The sequence below is a fragment of the Entomomonas asaccharolytica genome, assembly GCF_016653615.1.
Lineage (GTDB): Bacteria > Pseudomonadota > Gammaproteobacteria > Pseudomonadales > Pseudomonadaceae > Entomomonas > Entomomonas asaccharolytica.
The window spans coordinates 170,512-186,633 of the sequence record NZ_CP067393.1 but is presented as its reverse complement, the minus strand read 5'-3'; the positions used below and the strand labels follow the sequence as shown (position 1 = coordinate 186,633).

Here is a 16,122-nt window from a genome sequence, read left to right as displayed (position 1 = left end):
ACTGTATCTATTGCTCTACACCTTTATATGCTGATGAACAACTATGCATTCACCTCATCTAAAATTGTTTAGCAATGAATCTAATATTGCTGAGATGCATCTTCTTTCATCCGGACTGTAACCGTCGGCTTTGGATTTTAACCAAATCAGCTGCCTTTCTTACAACGATCATAACAAAGCGCTCGCGGGCTTATCTGTGATAGATTTACCGCCGGTGGGGAATTTCGCCCCGCCCTGAAGACTTTTTTATAATACGCTTATTTATAAAAAATGAAAACAACCAAAAGCTTGGTAGTCAAATAGAAAAGATAGCTATATAAAAATATATAAGACTATTATATATTGAAAGAAAAGTTCTCAAATGCTTTAAATTATTGCACCCAATTAACTTCAAAAGACATCATTACACTTAATACAGTAATGGCAAGAATAGAGATCATAAATAGTCGTTTAGCCCACTGTACTTCATTTGCTTTACTATAGTCTTTAACAGCAATAAATAACCAATAAACACTGATTAAACCTGTGACTATTAAAAAGCCAATACCTGCGTAATCACAGATATACAATGATACAGCCGCAGCAGCGAAGGCTACGATATAACCTACAATATGACGTTTAGCAATGTTAATACCGCGTTTTACTGGCAGTACAGGTATTTCAGCTGCCTTATAATCACTAAAACGGAAGATCGCTATGGCATAAGAATGAGGCATTTGCCATAAGCAGAAAATTAATAACAAAATAGCTGCACCTAAATCAAACTGTCCACTGGCTGCACAATAGCCGATTACTGGCGGTGCGGCTCCTGATAGGCTACCAATAATAGTGCCATACTCAGAATTTCTTTTAAAATAAAGGGTGTACAATCCTACATAAACAACAAAGCCCATAATGGCAAAGCCTAATGCAAGATCATTAGTAAAAAAGTGAAGAGTAAGCGCACCTGCAACACCTAAAGCTGTTGCATAGATAAGTGCGATGGTAGGAGAAATTAAACCCTTTACCATCACACGGTTCTTGGTACGCTCCATCATTGAATCAATATCTCTATCAACATAATTGTTAAAGACACAACCCGATGCTACAACTAAAGAAGTACCGATCATCACGGCCACCAATTTAGCGAAATCAAAGTGACCTTGAGAAGCCAAAAAGAATCCACCAATAACAGCAATCAAATTACCAAAAATGATGCCTGGTTTAGTGATAAGCAAATACTTCTTTAGCATTGTAGTATACCTCTTACTTATCTGTGCTCATGCTCTGATGCATCATTTGCATGCTATGATGTTGTTTATCACTCATCATATTCTTCATTGAGTTTTCCATTACCCATACTGAGCCAATAACAATTATGAGAATTGTTGCTACAGCAAAGATAAAGGTCATCAAATGCCAACGCTGTGGTTGTGAATAGTCAATATGTAAGAAACATACAACATGCACAATTACTTGCACTACAGCAAATACTACTAATATAAAGAAATTAGGAGTACCAGTCATCGCCATATAAAATGGAATAACTGTTAAAATGACAGCTAATACAAAGCCAACTAAATAGCTTGATACTGTGCCATGTCCTGATGATGTATTATGATCACTCATTACATAACTCCTTAAAATGAAGCGTATGCTTTCAAGTAAACGAAAGTAAATACACAAATCCAAACAATGTCTAAGAAGTGCCAGAATAAGCTTAAGCAAGATAAACGTGTATTAACTTTATTAGTTAAACCTTTACCTGCTACTTGAGCAATCATCACTAACATCCACACTAGACCACAAGTTACGTGCAATCCGTGAGTTCCCACTAAAGTGAAGAACGCAGACATAGTTGCATTAGTGCTTGGACCATTACCCATTGCTACTAGGTGATGGAACTCATACACTTCCATGCTAATGAACGCTGCACCTAATACAAAAGTAATTAATAACCAAGACATTACTTGGCCTTTATTATTTTTGTGAGCAGCAACCATTGCAAAACCATAAGTAATACTACTGAACAGTAAGATAAACGTTTCAGTTAATACAAATGGTAGTTCAAACAGTTCTTTAGCATTGAATGGTACGGTTTGACCTGCTGCATTTACCATTGATGGAAAATACATCGCCACTCCATAAGATGGATCAAGAGTAGCATACACGGCAAACAAACAACCAAAGATCATTAAATCGGTAAGAATATATATCCAAAAACCGAAAATTGTTATAGAACTAGAGTCATGATCATGATGACCATGCTCTGCTCCATGCACAGGATTTTTCAAAGTATCAGTTGTCATGACTTAATACCTGCCTTTGCTAAATTCTCAAAACGTTCATTTTCGATGCGTTCTACTTCTTCTGCAGGAATATAGTAGTCAGTGTCATCGCTGAATGTATAGATAATATAGGTCAATACTGCTAGACCAAATCCAACGATAGTTAACCACCAGATATGCCAAACAATAGCAAATCCCCATATAGCAGTTAGAATGCCAATAATAGTACCTACACCTGTATTCTTAGGCATATGAATCGCTTCATATTTCTCAGGACGTTTATAAGCTTCACCTTTTTCTTTTAACTTATGGAATGCATCGATACCATAAATTTTTGGAATAACAGCAAAGTTATAAATAGGAGGTGGAGAAGAAATAGACCATTCTAAAGAACGACCATCGCCCCATGAATCACCTGTTAAGTCACGAGTTTGGTTACGTTGAATAATACCTACAAGTAATGAAAGGATTAAACATACTGTACCGATTAAGATAAAGAATGAACCAATCATTGCAATAATGAAATAGGTAGCATATTCAGTTGTTTGGAATTGACTCATACGACGAGTTAAGCCCATAAAGCCTAATGCGTATAATGGCATGAATGATAAGTAGAAACCAATCAACCATCCCCAGAATGCACATTTGCCTAACTTCTCGTTCATTTTGAAGCCAAACCATTTAGGGAACCAGAATACAACACCTGCTAAGTAACCAAATACCACACCACCAATAATAGTGTTATGGAAGTGAGCTACTAAGAATAAACTGTTATGTACCACGAAATCGATAGGAGGAACAGATAACATAACACCTGTCATACCACCGATAGTGAACGTAACTAATGCACCAACAATCCAATACATAGGTGATGTAAAGCGGACTCGACCTTCATACATGGTGAAGATCCAGTTGAATACTTTCACACCCGTTGGAATGGCAATAATCATCGTCATAACACCAAAGAAGGCATTAACGTTACCGCCAGCACCCATGGTGAAGAAGTGGTGACCCCATACTAAAAGACTAAGTACAATGATTGCTACTGTCGCATAAACCATTGTTTTATAGCCGAATAGTGGTTTACCAGAGAATACAGGCACAATTTCAGAGTAAATACCAAATGCAGGTAATACTAAGAAGTATACTTCAGGGTGACCCCATGCCCATACTAAGTTGATATACATTTTCGCGTTACCACCCATATGATTGGTGAAGAAGTGGTAATCGAAATAACGATCTAACGTTAATAATGCATAAGCAACAGTTAAGATTGGGAAAATACAAGCAGCTAAAATATTAGCAGCAAGACATGTCCAAGTGAAAATAGGCATTTGCATTAAAGTCATGCCTGGCGCACGCATTTTGAAAATAGTAACAATAAAGTTAATTGCACCAATTGTCGTCGCCACACCAGAAAGCTGCAAACTCCACAGGTAGTAATTCATACCTACAGTAGGCGCTCCCTCCAGTCCCATTTCAGGGGCATAAGCTAACCAACCACCCGTTGCGAAATCACCCACACCTAAAGAGATGTTACAAACGATAACGCCAGCAACTGTTAACCAGAAACCGAAGTTATTTAAGAATGGGAAAGCAACGTCACGTGCACCAATTTGTTGTGGTAAAAGAATATTCATTAAACCAAACAATAATGGAGTAGCCATGAAGAAAATCATGATCACACCATGGGCAGTGAAAATTTGGTTGTAGTGGTCAGGTGGTAAATAACCAGCTGTTACACCATCCACATGGGGGGTAGCAGCAGCCATTGCTTGATGAGTACGCATCATTAACGCATCAGCAAAACCACGTACCAACATTAACACAGATACCACGATATACATGATACCAATTTTCTTATGGTCAACAGAAGTCAACCAATCCTTCCAGAGTGGTTTCCACCAACCCATGAAAGTAATTAAAGCTAATGCAACAACTCCTAAAACAAGAACGACACCAATCGTCCACATAACGATAGGTTCGTTTGTTGGAATTGCATCCAGCGACAAATAACCTGTGAGGTTATTATATTTGTCTGGATTTAAGTCTCCACTATGAAAACCCGACATAATTAGTGACCTCCAACAGATGCTGATTGATGAGAAGCTGCCTGTGGTTTAGGTTCTGGAATATAAGATTCAAGAATATCTTCAAATAATCCATCCTTACCATATTGGCTAGGAGTCAAGTTATAGAAAGCAACTGGCTCAAACGATGCCCTGTTTTCTTTCAATCTAAACGCTTGATATGCTGCTGGTGTTAAAGAACTCACATTAACACTGTCACCTGTTACCTGATCTTTTGCTTGACCAGATTTAACATCTGCAACCCATGCATCAAAATCAGCTCTGGTTTTTGATACAGCTTTGAACAACATATACGAATAACCATAACCAATAAAGTTAGCTGCCGTACCTTGGAATACACCTGGCTCATCAGCCATTAAATGTAACTTAGTCTCCATACCAGCCATAGCATAGATTTGACTACCTAATTGTGGAATGAAGAAAGAAGTAATAGTTGTATCAGAAGTGATTGCAAACTTAACAGGCGTTTTCTCAGGGAAAACAACTTGGTTAACTGTTGCAATGCCTTGTTCTGGATAAATAAACAACCATTTCCATTTAAGTGCTACCACCTGAATTGTCATTTGTTTCTCAGAAGAAACATGTGCAGGAAGTGGATTAGAAGGTTCAACTTTGTGAGTATAGTAATAAGTTAAACTACCTAATATTAGAATGATAATAATAGGTACACCCCAAACCATGGTTTCAATTTTCATTGAAAAATCCCAGTCAGGAGAGTACTTTGCATTGTTACCTTCACGGTATTTAAAAGGAAAATATAAAGACATAAAGATCGCTGGAATTACCACAATAAGCATTAAGCATACTGAGATAATAATCAACGTTTTAATTTCATGACCTATATATCCCTTAGGGTTTAACAAAGCCGCATCACACCCACCTAATAGTACTAAGGAGAGCAGAAGTGGTATGGTAAACAAACGCAGATATCTTCGATTTCTCATCTCTCAACCTCTTTAGAGGAGCCTTTACCATTATTTTCAACTTAAAAACTGTTGTTTTTTTGTATATCTATTATTCTTTAAACCTTGTAACCACATACTGTGCTGGATAAATAAATAACAGTTACACGAAAAATAAATAGCTTTTAAGCACTTAGTTTTATTTGAGCAGAGACTACTCAAACATTGAATTTACACATCTTGCTAACACAAAACGGAAAATTACCACAATCAATTGTAACAGATTTATTCAAGGCTCGAAGTGTAGCCATTGTCGCAGTTTCGTTGATGCCTCAGTTAGGCCTTGACGCTTAATAGAGGAAAAAAGTTGAATAGATACAGAGATATTTTGATAATCGCCTAATTGTTGTTGTACTTTTAATAGAGCCGTTTTTGCTGCTCCAAAAGTGAGCTTATCAGCTTTAGTGAGCAAAATATGTACAGGCATTTCTGATGCATCAGCCCAATCCAACAACATTTTATCAAACTCTGTTAATGGATGACGGATATCCATCATTAATACAATGCCCTTTAAACTTTCTCGGGTAGACAAATAAGCATCAAGATGTTTTTGCCAATGCTCTTTTAAGGGTAATGGTACTTTAGCATAACCATAACCAGGTAAATCAACAAAACGACGCTCATTATCAATTGTAAAAAAGTTAATTAACTGCGTTCTTCCAGGTGTTTTAGAGGTTCTAGCTAGATTAGCATGGGTTAACGCATTAATAGCACTTGATTTACCTGCATTTGATCGACCTGCAAATGCCACTTCATAACCCACATCAGCTGGACACTGATCAACCTTAGCAGCACTGGTTAAAAAAGAAGCTTTTTGACACAACCCCATAAACTTATTTGCAGACATACAAAAACCTTAACACGATAATGAACAACATAATATCATAATGTTTGCATTACCAAACTTTAAATATTCTAATATTAACGAACGTGATTAGATTGATTATTTACACTCTGTCACAAACCAAGTACAACTAATTATTGCAATTCCCATTTAATTCGGTATTGTACTGCTCTAAAATTAATTGTTTGTTGTTGACTCTATAATGGAGAGAAATATGCGTCGTTTGTTAATGGCAGGGATTATTAGTTTAACTGCACTTTTTAGTATTGTTGCACAAGCACAAATTGGTGTTTTAGCACTTCCTGAACCACAAGCAGGTAAAGAATATACTATTTTACCAACCCCTGTTCCTACTTCAGAACCTAGTAAGATCGAGGTAACAGAAGTTTTTTGGTATGGCTGCCCCCATTGCTATGATTTAGAACCAATTATTAATAAATGGGCTAAAAACTTACCAGCAGATGTTCATTTTGTACGTATGCCAGCATTATTTAGCAAACTTTGGAATATTCATGGTCAATTATTTATTACTTTAGATACCTTAAAAGTAGAAGATAAATTACATTCTGCCGTGTTTGAATCTATTCGTCAGCGTAAAAACTTATTACTGACACCAGAAGATATGGCAGATTTTGTGGCTCAACACGGTGTTGATAAAGCGAAATTCTTAGAAACCTATAACTCTTTTGGCGTTCAAGCAAGAATGGAAAAAGACAAAAAAATCCTAAATAAATATGGTATTTCAGGTGTTCCTGCCATCATAGTTAATGGTAAATATCGTATTGATTTTAATGATGATGTTTCAGAACCTGCTGATTTAATGCGTGTAACTAATTACCTTATTGAAAAAGAACGTGCTTCTTTAACGCCAGCTAATGACAGTTCAGTTACAGAAAAAACAGCAGCTACTGCTAAATAAGTATTTGCTTATAAAAAACAGTGTTATCATTTTTAACATGAGCAAGAATGGATAATTACTGTGATAAATATTAAAAAGAAAAAAGAGGTCGCTACTCACCTTTCTCCCCAAATTAATAAGGAGAGTAGCCCCATTATTCTACCCCCACAAGGAATAATGAAACTCTTAACTTTTAATATTCAAGTGGGTAATAACACTAGCCAGTTTCATCATTACTTTACAAGAAGCTGGCAACATGTGTTGCCTCATAAAAATCGGGCTAAAACCCTACAACGCATTGCAGAGCTAATCAATAAATACGATCTAGTTGCTTTACAAGAAGTTGATGGTGGCAGCTTACGTTCCAGTGGTATTAATCAAGTAGAATTTTTAGCCAAATTAGCTAAATTCCCCTATTGGCACCAGCAAACCAATCGTAATCTTGGCAAACTAGCTCAGCATAGCAATGGCATGCTAAGCCGTTTCAAGCCAACACTTATTGAAGATCATCCTTTGCCCGGGGTGCGGGGTCGAGGAGCTATTTTTACTCGCTTTGGTGAAGGGGAAGACGCCCTAGTCGTTGTAGCTATGCATCTAGCTTTACGTAGGAAAACACGTAAAGAACAACTAGAATATATTTATAATATGATTGCTCCTTATAAATACCATATCTTAATGGGCGATATGAATGCAGGAACAGTGGAGTTATTAGAAGATACTGCATTAAAAAATCTTAATCTTGTATTACCTCAAACAGAAGCCACCTATCCTAGTTGGAAGCCTAAGCATTGCCTAGATCATATTCTATTAAGCCCCGAACTAAAAATAGAACAAGTCAATGTTTTACAACAACCTATATCCGACCATTTACCTATTGAAGTCGATATTCGTTTACCTGATGCTATACTAGCTAATATCAATCGTTTTTATAATAAATCATAAAATTACTATTATTCCTTACTGGAATATGGAATTGCTTTTAATGAAAAAACTATTTCTGTGTTTTTGCCTTATTTTATTGACTGCTTGTCAAAGCGGCTTAAAAATTAATAAAGACTACCAAGCTGTTGGGCAAGATAGTCGTGTGCAATATGTGGTTTTACACTACACCGCCACTGATTTTAATCGCTCTCTTTATTTATTAACCAAAGAACCCGTAAGCAGTCATTACCTTATTGAAGATCAAAAAGGTACTATTTACCAATTGGTAGATGAAAAAAACAGAGCATGGCATGCTGGACTAAGTGAATGGCAAGGCAGAACCTTTTTAAATAGTAGCTCTATAGGTATTGAAATAGTCAATGAGGGATTTACGGAAGAAGCACATGGCAATATCAAATGGCATCCCTACTCAGAAGCACAAATACAATCACTGATTCTATTATTAAAAGACATCAAAGCTCGTTACAAGTTATCAGCGGAAAATATTTTAGGTCATAGTGATGTTGCACCTTTACGCAAAACCGATCCAGGCCCTCTATTTCCTTGGCGACGTTTAGCTAAAGAAGGTTTAGCAGTATGGCCAAACGAACAGGCTGTTGCTGCTCAAAAAGCTGTTTTTGACCAACAAAAATTACCTGATACAGGCTGGGTACAAGAAAAACTTGCTATTATCGGCTATGCTGTACCCCAAACTGGATTATTAGATAAACCAACAGTAAAAGTTATTAAAGCCTTTCAAATGCGTTATCAACCCGAAAATGTTACAGGGGTAGTCGATAGTAAAACGGCTGCTTTACTCGTAGTTGTCGCAAGAAAAGATTTCACCACACCTAAATAAATCCATTGTTATTCCATAATATAGGTTTATTTAAAAATCATCCGTGCTATATTAATGAGCGTTTTTTTATTCAACTTTCGTAGTGTGAATTTAAAGTTAAATAGCTGTCAAAATGTTGAACCATTTATAAAGGTTAGCCAATATGACTATTACTATTACCATATCTACATTAATTAAAATATTAATCGTAGCTTTTTTTATTTGGGGTGTACTGTATGTATATTTCCATGGACGCTCTCGCCGTATCCCGCTGTTAAGGCAATTTTTTAACTACTCTGCATTATTTGCACCCTATAATGCCTTAATGTATATCTTCTCCAAACAAAAGTCTCAACCTTACTATGACAGAGAAGACTTTAAAGAAATGGATTTAATTAAAGAGAATTGGCAAATTATCAAAGAAGAAGGTGAAAGATTATTTGATGAAGGCTATATTCGTGCAGCTATTGGTGGTAATGAAGCTGGCTTTGGCTCTTTCTTTAAAAGAGGTTGGAAACGTTTCTATTTAACATGGAACAGAGACACCTTACCCTCTGCAGAAAATTTATGTCCAAAAACCTTAGAGCTAGTCAGACAAGTACCTTTAATCAAAAGTGCCTTATTCACTCGTTTACCTGCTCGTAGTCACCTTAATCCCCATCGTGATCCCTTTGCAGGAACGTTACGTTATCATTTAGGTTTATCAACACCAAACTCTGAAAAGTGTGCAATCTATGTGGATGAACAACCGCAAGCTTGGTACGATGGTGAAGACTTTATTTTTGATGAAACCTATATTCACTATGTAATCAACGATACCGATGACTATCGCTTAATCTTCTTCTGTGATCTTGATCGCCCACTAAAACAACCTATGTATACCATTAATCAATGGGTAAGCAATGTGCTCGCTTATTTAACTCAACCTCAAAATATTGATGGTGAACATGCAGGCTTTGCTAACCGCGCTTATCGTGGATTTATTAATTTCTCAAAATTTTTTAGCACCCCGATTAAAGCATTAAAGCGTAAATCCCGCACTGCCTATAACATATTAAGAGTGGTTGCTATCCTATTAATTATATTGCTAATTCTAAAATGGGTATTCTAATTTATTAGCGATAGCTGTCTGTTTTAAAAAGCTAATGTAAGCTACATTGGCTTTTTACCTTATACTATAGCTGTTGTTATACAATTTTAGACAAGGCGAATGGCTGAAGACAGTACAACTAATACGGCGAACTCATTCAACGACGTATAAAAATGTAGATCAATAGCTATATTAAGGTCTTTCACCTAATCTTAACCTATTCTCAATATCCACTAACACAGGTAATAAATCTGCTACTGTATCAATAACATAATGCGCGCCTGTCGCTTGCATTTTTGCCATAGCTTGTTGACGTAATTTATTTTGTTCTTTCGAGTCTAACGCTTGCCATTCTTGTAAACTAAGCCCTACTTCATTACCACTAATAGCTACCGCCACTGTCCATGTACCTGCGTTTAAGCCTTCTTCTATACCAACCCCTGTATCATCAACTTTAACCACTGTATAAGGGTGCCATACCCCTAAATCAGCAAACGTTTGATACATCATCAAGGGTGAAGGTCTACCTGCACATAAATCACCGGCACACACTAAATTATCTGGGCTATAACCTGCCTTTGCAGCAATGGGCAATAATTTCTCCATAATAGGTCTGTTATAACCTGTAGTTGATCCAATTTTAATATTCCAGTCACGCAAGGTATTCACTAGCTCAATAGCACCTGGTATAAAATCTGCAAAATCGCCTACTACCTCAGCATTCATAGGCGTAAATACTTCATACAAATGCTCTGCATCTGTACTGGTCGGTTTTGCTCCATACTGCTGTAACCATTGTTGACTAATCTCTGGGAGAGCTAACAATGCTTTTATATGCTCTAACTTGGCCATACCCATAGGGCCACGTGCTTGTTCTATAGATAATTGAATATTAAATTTTTCAAACAGCTTTACAAAGGCACCCATTGGTGCACAAGAACCAAAATCAATCATGGTACCAGCCCAATCAAATACAACGGCTGTTAACAGGTGTTGAGGTTGTGTCATCGTTTAATCTCTTATCTTTTAAAATAGTTAGTTAATTTCAATATTCATCTGTTGCATACAAAAATGCATAGCACTGATAACCTGACGCATTTCTTTTTCACCAATCGCTCCAATACAACCTACACGGAATGTTTCTATCGCTGTTAACTTACCAGGATACAACATAAATCCAGCTGCTTTTACAAGGCTATAAAACTGCTTAAAATCGTAATGACTATCTTGTGGTGCTAAAAAAGTAATAATGATGGGTGAAATATATTCTGGCTTTAAAAAAGGTTTAAAGCCTAGCGTAGCTAAACCGTCTAATAGCACTTGGCAATTATTGTTATAACGTGCCAGTCTTGCAGGCTGTCCACCTTCTTCAATAAATTGCTTCATAGCCTCTGCTAATGCAGCTACTACATGGGTTGGCGGAGTAAAACGCCACTGCCCTGTTCGCTCCATATAAATATACTGATCATACAAATCCATTGCCAATGAGTGACTATTCCCTTCACAGCTATCTAATATAGCTTTGCGAATAAACACAAACCCCATACCAGGCACACCCTCTAAACATTTACCACTGGCAGAAATAAGTGCATCAAATACAATGTCATTTGCACTAATTGGTAAAGCACCAAAGGAACTCATTGCATCTACAATGAGACCAAGTCCTAAACGCTGGCAAAGATCACTTACCGCTGCTAAAGGATTAACAATACCTGTACCTGTTTCACAATGAATCAAACCGATATTGGTAATACTCGAATCAGCAATCACTGCTTGTTCAACAGCAGCAATACTAATAGGCTCATCTTCTGGGTGGGATAACACAGTAGTTTGACGCCCCATCATTGTGGCTAATTTAGCCATACGTTTACAGTACGCGCCATTATCCAGCACTAGAAGATGTCCTTTTTTAGGAACTATCGTGGCAATGGCTGCTTCCACAGCAAATGTACCACTACCCTGTAATGGCACAACTACATAATCTTGTTGACCATCAATAACCTCTAATAATTGCTGGCGTAATTTAGCCGTTAGGGCATTAAAATCTGTATCCCAAGACCCCCAATCTTTCAGCATCGCTAACTTAGTGCGTAGTGTTGTAGTCAAAGGGCCAGGGGTTAAAAGAATATTATCTCTATCCATCTTATTTCCAAAAAGTACTTATTATCAATATTAGCTATTCCGCCAACGCTGTGTTCGTTTATGCAAAAGCTTTCCAAGCAACAGATAAACCCCTGTTACCAAAATTGAAATAGCGGTAATCATTACTGCCATAGCGGTCGCACCACCCATATCGCCCGCATCATCTAAATTCAAAATAGCCACTGAAGCTAATTGGGTTTCTGGCGAATACAAAAAAATAACTGCTGAAATAGTAGTCATTGCATTTATAAAAAAGTAACGGGAAATATCTAATAAACTAGGTAAACAAATGGGTAAAGTTACTCGCCACATGGTTTTATAGAAAGGCACTTTAAGAGAAGCAGATACCGCTTCAAATTCCCAATCAATCGCTTTTAGAGCAGTAACCATAGTCATATGACTGGTGGTGTAAAAATGGATAACCGTACAAATAATTAATAAAATCATGGTTTGGTATAAACCATTTAAGGGATTACTAGGCGCATTAAAAAAGAAGATATACCCCAAGCCCAATACTAAACCTGGTACAGCCATTGGTAACATCACTAACAAACGAATCAATGGTCTTAAAAAATCAAAGCCTTTGGTTTTCTCAAGCATATAAGCACCCAAGAAAACTACTGTTGTACCAATCAAAGTAGTACCTAATGCTAAGATTAAGCTATTAATAATTGCTCCACCTAATTCAGAATCTATTAATGCAGATTGATAATTTAATAAACTTAAATTAAGGTTATATGGCCAAAAACTAACAAAAGAGGCATATACTGCCATAAAGAACATAGCCAACATCAAGCCACAAATCACAACACAATATATTGTCATAGCAATATCAAAATTACGCTTAGGTTTTGTTACTAATGTTACTGCTCGTGCACTTAATGAAGCTGTTTGTTTACGCCTAATAAAGTAATCCACAACAAAGGTAAGCAATGCAGGCAATAACAATAATAAAGCGACTACCGCCCCTTGCTGAAAATCTTGTTGACCAATGATTAAACGAAAAATATCAGTAGCTAATACATCAAAATCACCACCGACAATTTTAGGCACACCAAAATCTGTCATCACTAAAGTAAAAGACACTAACGAGGCAGAAATAACCCCATATTTAGCACTTGGCAAAGTCACGGTAAAAAACTTGCGAAGAGTTGATGTTCCCATTGCTTCGGCTGCTTCATATAAGCGACCATCAGCAAGAGATAAAGAAGTAACTATAATCATCAATACATGGGGGAAAATAGCAAAGCACTCGGCAAGTACAATACCTGATGCCCCATAAACACTTTCAAAGCCTAACAATTGCCAGAATGATTTAGCAATTCCCTGATTACCAAACCAATAAATTAACGAAATAGCAGCTAATAATGAAGGGGCTAATAAAGGTAGTAATGTAATGCTGCGCATCACTCCTTTAAAACGCATACAACTTCTTGTTAAAGCATAAGCAAAAGTAAAAGCTAATGGAATAACAATGAGTGTGACTAATGTAGATACTAATAAACTATTAGCTAAACTTTTTAATAAACTAGCAGAACTAAGGTAGCTACTAACCGCTGCCCAGCCTGAACTATTTACACGATCTTCCGTGTAAATCTGGCCAATAATTGCTACAAGCGGTGCAGCTAAAAATATTAATAATAAAAATAACACTACCAGTAATACGGTTAAAATTAACCATTGATTACCTTTGAAACACTTTAACCAATGACTACTAATTGATTGTTTACTGGCTATTGATAACTCTGTCTGCATCATAACTCTTTCACTGGAAAAACATTGACGCGTTCAGGACGGATAGCAAACTGCAAATTAGCCCCGTGCTGTACATTAAGGTCATACATTTGATTCAATGAAAATTGCAGTTGCAGTGATTGGTTAGCTAAACGATCAACTTGCAATTCAGCTAAACATTTACCGCCAAGAAATTCGATATTTTTTATAATGCCTGTACAGTTGTTTATATCATTAACTGGTAATTGCTCAACCACTCTATCTTCAGGACGCAAATAGAGTTTAACCTTATCACCTTGGGTAAAGGCGGTATGATGGGGTTGCTCACACTTTAAGCGCAAATCACCACAACGAAACCATTGATTACCCTCAGCAATCGCATCTAAACAATTTATCTTCCCCACAAAATTAGCTACAAAAGGAGAGACGGGATGACTATAAACCTCTAAGGGTGTTCCAACCTGCTCAATAATGCCATGGTTCATCACCACTACTCGATCCGCAATAGATAAGGCTTCTTCTTGATCATGGGTTACCATAATAGTAGTTAAGCCTAATTGTTTTTGTAGACTACAAATTTCGTTACGTAAATGCACGCGAACTGTAGCATCTAAAGCAGACAATGGTTCATCTAACAACAATAAATTAGGTGCTGTTGCTAACGCTCTAGCTAATGCAATTCTTTGTTGTTGTCCACCAGACAACTGAGCAGGGTATTTATTACCACTATCAGCTAAACCTATCAAAACCAATAGCTCATCCACTCGCTGTTTAATGGCTATTTTTGACTGTTTACGATTAACTAAACCATAAGCAATGTTTTCTGCAATGGTTAAGTTAGGAAATAGTGCATAAGACTGAAATACAATACCGTAATCACGCTCTGCTGGTGGTAGATAGCTTATGTCTTTTCCTCGTTGGATAATCGTCCCTGATGACTGCTGCTCCAAACCTGCAATAATTCTTAATAGAGTAGTTTTTCCACAACCTGAAGGGCCTAAAAAACATATTAGCTCGCCTTGTTTAATGGTAAGATTAATGTCATTAAGCGCAATAAACTTGCCAAACTGCTTACAGATATGATCTAACCTTAAATAGGAATTATTCATTAATTGCATTTCCTTCAGATTTCTACTTCTTAGGCTCTGACTTATTGGCATAACGTGAACTCCACTCTTTTAAAATCACATCACGCTGCTTAGCTGCATAATCAAAATCCATCTTAATTAAACGTTGCTCATAATCATCAGGAATATTGGCTAACTTAGGGGCAACATTAGGCTGTCCCGTAATTGCAAAGCTTTTACCATATAGCTTCATTGCCTCTGTGCTAGAAGCCCAATCTGCTAATGTTTTTGCCGCTGCTAAGTTCTTTGTTCCTTTGTGGATGGCAAAGGCTTCAACATCCCAACCTAATCCTTCTTTAGGGAAAACTAAATCAATAGGTGCACCTTTAGCTTTATTGGTATGGCCACGATACTCAAAAGAGATACCTATTACATACTCACCCGTTGCTGCCATATTGCAAGGTTTAGAACCAGAATGAGTATACTGTGCCATATTCTTGTGCAATCCATCCATAAACTGCCAGCCACCGCCCTTACCTTGTTCATCACCCCACATCTGCAACCAACTAATCACATCAAAATAACCTGTACCTGATGAAGTAGGATCAGGCATTACAATCTGTCCTTGATAAATTGGTTTTAATAAGTCTTGCCAGCTTTCAGGCTTAGGAATATTTCGTTTTTTAGCTTCCACTGTATTAAAACAAAGCACCGCTCCCGTAACATCCAACCCCCACCAATAAGGTGGGTTCTCACTATCACGATAATCAGCCTTAATATTAGATAAATTAGAGGGAGCATAAGCCTCTAACATGCCCTGTTGCTTCAATACACCTAAACCAGTAATCGCTACTCCCCAAACCACATCAGCTTTAGGATTATTTTTTTCAGCCAATAATTTAGAAACAATAACACCTGTTGAGTCACGTACTATGCGTAATTGAATTTGTGGATGAGCTTTATTAAAAGCTCGTTGATACATCTTAATTTGATCCGTTTCTAATGCAGTATAAACAGTTAACTGCCCCTTTTCTGCTAATGCTTGTACAGAAAATACTAACCCTAGACTAGTTACAATTATTGATTTCCACAAACTCATTTAAATACCTATTTATCAATTAACTTAAATAGAGTATAGAAAGCTCATGTGTCATTTTTATGACAATATAAATATTTCTTTAAGACATTCTTTAAATAATTTTAAACAGTTTAGTTATATATATTTGTAGCTAGTCATGATTGGTTAAGGTTATTTAATAGGTTTCAACT

At 36.8% G+C, this 16,122-nt stretch carries 15 protein-coding genes and 1 riboswitch; of the genes, 4 read left to right on the top strand and 11 right to left on the bottom strand.

Going from position 1 to position 16,122, the window contains the following annotated elements; genetic code table 11:
- Positions 1-94: 94 nt before the first annotated feature.
- Positions 95-246, bottom strand: a riboswitch (FMN riboswitch).
- Positions 247-371: 125 nt separating this feature from the next.
- The 6 genes from cyoE to yihA form a co-directional block, all read right to left on the bottom strand.
- Positions 372-1,232 carry a heme o synthase gene (cyoE, locus tag JHT90_RS00875; RefSeq protein WP_201092962.1) on the bottom strand — a complete coding sequence of 287 codons (861 nt, stop codon included), beginning with the start codon at positions 1,230-1,232 and terminating at the stop codon, positions 372-374.
- Between the two features lie 13 nt (positions 1,233-1,245).
- On the bottom strand, positions 1,246-1,608 hold the full coding sequence (gene cyoD / locus JHT90_RS00870; RefSeq protein WP_201092960.1) for a cytochrome o ubiquinol oxidase subunit IV: 363 nt from the start codon (positions 1,606-1,608) through the stop codon (positions 1,246-1,248).
- An 11-nt stretch (positions 1,609-1,619) separates the two neighbouring features.
- On the bottom strand, positions 1,620-2,288 hold the full coding sequence (gene cyoC / locus JHT90_RS00865) for a cytochrome o ubiquinol oxidase subunit III (RefSeq protein WP_201092958.1): 669 nt from the start codon (positions 2,286-2,288) through the stop codon (positions 1,620-1,622).
- Positions 2,285-4,339 carry a cytochrome o ubiquinol oxidase subunit I gene (gene cyoB / locus JHT90_RS00860; protein WP_201092957.1) on the bottom strand — a complete coding sequence of 685 codons (2,055 nt, stop codon included), beginning with the start codon at positions 4,337-4,339 and terminating at the stop codon, positions 2,285-2,287. Before cyoB ends, cyoC begins: the two co-directional genes overlap by 4 nt.
- 2 nt (positions 4,340-4,341) lie before the next feature.
- A complete protein-coding gene (gene cyoA / locus JHT90_RS00855; protein WP_201092955.1) occupies positions 4,342-5,301 on the bottom strand; it encodes a ubiquinol oxidase subunit II in 960 nt (319 codons plus the stop codon).
- A 247-nt stretch (positions 5,302-5,548) separates the two neighbouring features.
- Positions 5,549-6,166 carry a ribosome biogenesis GTP-binding protein YihA/YsxC gene (gene yihA, locus JHT90_RS00850; protein WP_201092953.1) on the bottom strand — a complete coding sequence of 206 codons (618 nt, stop codon included), beginning with the start codon at positions 6,164-6,166 and terminating at the stop codon, positions 5,549-5,551.
- A 211-nt stretch (positions 6,167-6,377) separates the two neighbouring features.
- Between yihA and JHT90_RS00845 the strand changes: the two genes are divergently transcribed.
- The 4 genes from JHT90_RS00845 to JHT90_RS00830 all read left to right on the top strand — a co-directional run bounded on the left by JHT90_RS00845 (position 6,378) and on the right by JHT90_RS00830 (position 9,931).
- Complete coding sequence (locus tag JHT90_RS00845) at positions 6,378-7,082, top strand: thiol:disulfide interchange protein DsbA/DsbL (protein WP_201092951.1); 705 nt, start codon at positions 6,378-6,380, stop codon at positions 7,080-7,082.
- Positions 7,083-7,193: 111 nt separating this feature from the next.
- Positions 7,194-8,003 (top strand): endonuclease/exonuclease/phosphatase family protein, encoded by an 810-nt coding sequence (locus tag JHT90_RS00840; protein ID WP_236254132.1) that lies wholly within the window; start codon positions 7,194-7,196, stop codon positions 8,001-8,003.
- A gap of 40 nt (positions 8,004-8,043) precedes the next feature.
- Entirely contained in the window at positions 8,044-8,841 is a 798-nt protein-coding gene (locus tag JHT90_RS00835) for an N-acetylmuramoyl-L-alanine amidase (RefSeq protein ID WP_201092947.1), read from the top strand.
- Positions 8,842-8,995: 154 nt separating this feature from the next.
- The gene (locus JHT90_RS00830) at positions 8,996-9,931 is read left to right on the top strand and encodes an aspartyl/asparaginyl beta-hydroxylase domain-containing protein (protein ID WP_201095706.1); all 936 of its coding nucleotides are present in this window, start codon (positions 8,996-8,998) and stop codon (positions 9,929-9,931) included.
- 171 nt (positions 9,932-10,102) lie between these two features.
- Here JHT90_RS00830 and phnX read toward each other — a convergent pair whose 3' ends face one another.
- The 5 genes from phnX to JHT90_RS00805 are packed head-to-tail and all read right to left on the bottom strand — an operon-like array spanning position 10,103 to position 15,946.
- Complete coding sequence (gene phnX / locus JHT90_RS00825) at positions 10,103-10,918, bottom strand: phosphonoacetaldehyde hydrolase (protein WP_201092945.1); 816 nt, start codon at positions 10,916-10,918, stop codon at positions 10,103-10,105.
- A 27-nt stretch (positions 10,919-10,945) separates the two neighbouring features.
- On the bottom strand, positions 10,946-12,052 hold the full coding sequence (locus JHT90_RS00820; RefSeq protein ID WP_201092943.1) for a 2-aminoethylphosphonate--pyruvate transaminase: 1,107 nt from the start codon (positions 12,050-12,052) through the stop codon (positions 10,946-10,948).
- Positions 12,053-12,082: 30 nt separating this feature from the next.
- Positions 12,083-13,810 (bottom strand): putative 2-aminoethylphosphonate ABC transporter permease subunit, encoded by a 1,728-nt coding sequence (locus JHT90_RS00815; RefSeq protein ID WP_201092941.1) that lies wholly within the window; start codon positions 13,808-13,810, stop codon positions 12,083-12,085.
- Positions 13,807-14,895: a putative 2-aminoethylphosphonate ABC transporter ATP-binding protein gene (locus JHT90_RS00810; protein ID WP_201092939.1), complete on the bottom strand. Its 1,089-nt coding sequence runs from the start codon at positions 14,893-14,895 to the stop codon at positions 13,807-13,809. Before JHT90_RS00810 ends, JHT90_RS00815 begins: the two co-directional genes overlap by 4 nt.
- 22 nt (positions 14,896-14,917) lie before the next feature.
- A complete protein-coding gene (locus JHT90_RS00805) occupies positions 14,918-15,946 on the bottom strand; it encodes a putative 2-aminoethylphosphonate ABC transporter substrate-binding protein (RefSeq protein WP_201095704.1) in 1,029 nt (342 codons plus the stop codon).
- Between the last annotated feature and the right edge of the window lie 176 nt (positions 15,947-16,122).

Coding starts and splice junctions, on each gene's coding strand:
- cyoE (WP_201092962.1), bottom strand. CDS start 1,232: ATGCTAAAGAAGTATTTGCTTATCACTAAACCAGGCATCATTTTTGGT.
- cyoD (WP_201092960.1), bottom strand. CDS start 1,608: ATGAGTGATCATAATACATCATCAGGACATGGCACAGTATCAAGCTAT.
- cyoC (WP_201092958.1), bottom strand. CDS start 2,288: ATGACAACTGATACTTTGAAAAATCCTGTGCATGGAGCAGAGCATGGT.
- cyoB (WP_201092957.1), bottom strand. CDS start 4,339: ATGTCGGGTTTTCATAGTGGAGACTTAAATCCAGACAAATATAATAAC.
- cyoA (WP_201092955.1), bottom strand. CDS start 5,301: ATGAGAAATCGAAGATATCTGCGTTTGTTTACCATACCACTTCTGCTC.
- yihA (WP_201092953.1), bottom strand. CDS start 6,166: ATGTCTGCAAATAAGTTTATGGGGTTGTGTCAAAAAGCTTCTTTTTTA.
- JHT90_RS00845 (WP_201092951.1), top strand. CDS start 6,378: ATGCGTCGTTTGTTAATGGCAGGGATTATTAGTTTAACTGCACTTTTT.
- JHT90_RS00835 (WP_201092947.1), top strand. CDS start 8,044: ATGAAAAAACTATTTCTGTGTTTTTGCCTTATTTTATTGACTGCTTGT.
- phnX (WP_201092945.1), bottom strand. CDS start 10,918: ATGACACAACCTCAACACCTGTTAACAGCCGTTGTATTTGATTGGGCT.
- JHT90_RS00820 (WP_201092943.1), bottom strand. CDS start 12,052: ATGGATAGAGATAATATTCTTTTAACCCCTGGCCCTTTGACTACAACA.
- JHT90_RS00815 (WP_201092941.1), bottom strand. CDS start 13,810: ATGATGCAGACAGAGTTATCAATAGCCAGTAAACAATCAATTAGTAGT.
- JHT90_RS00810 (WP_201092939.1), bottom strand. CDS start 14,895: ATGAATAATTCCTATTTAAGGTTAGATCATATCTGTAAGCAGTTTGGC.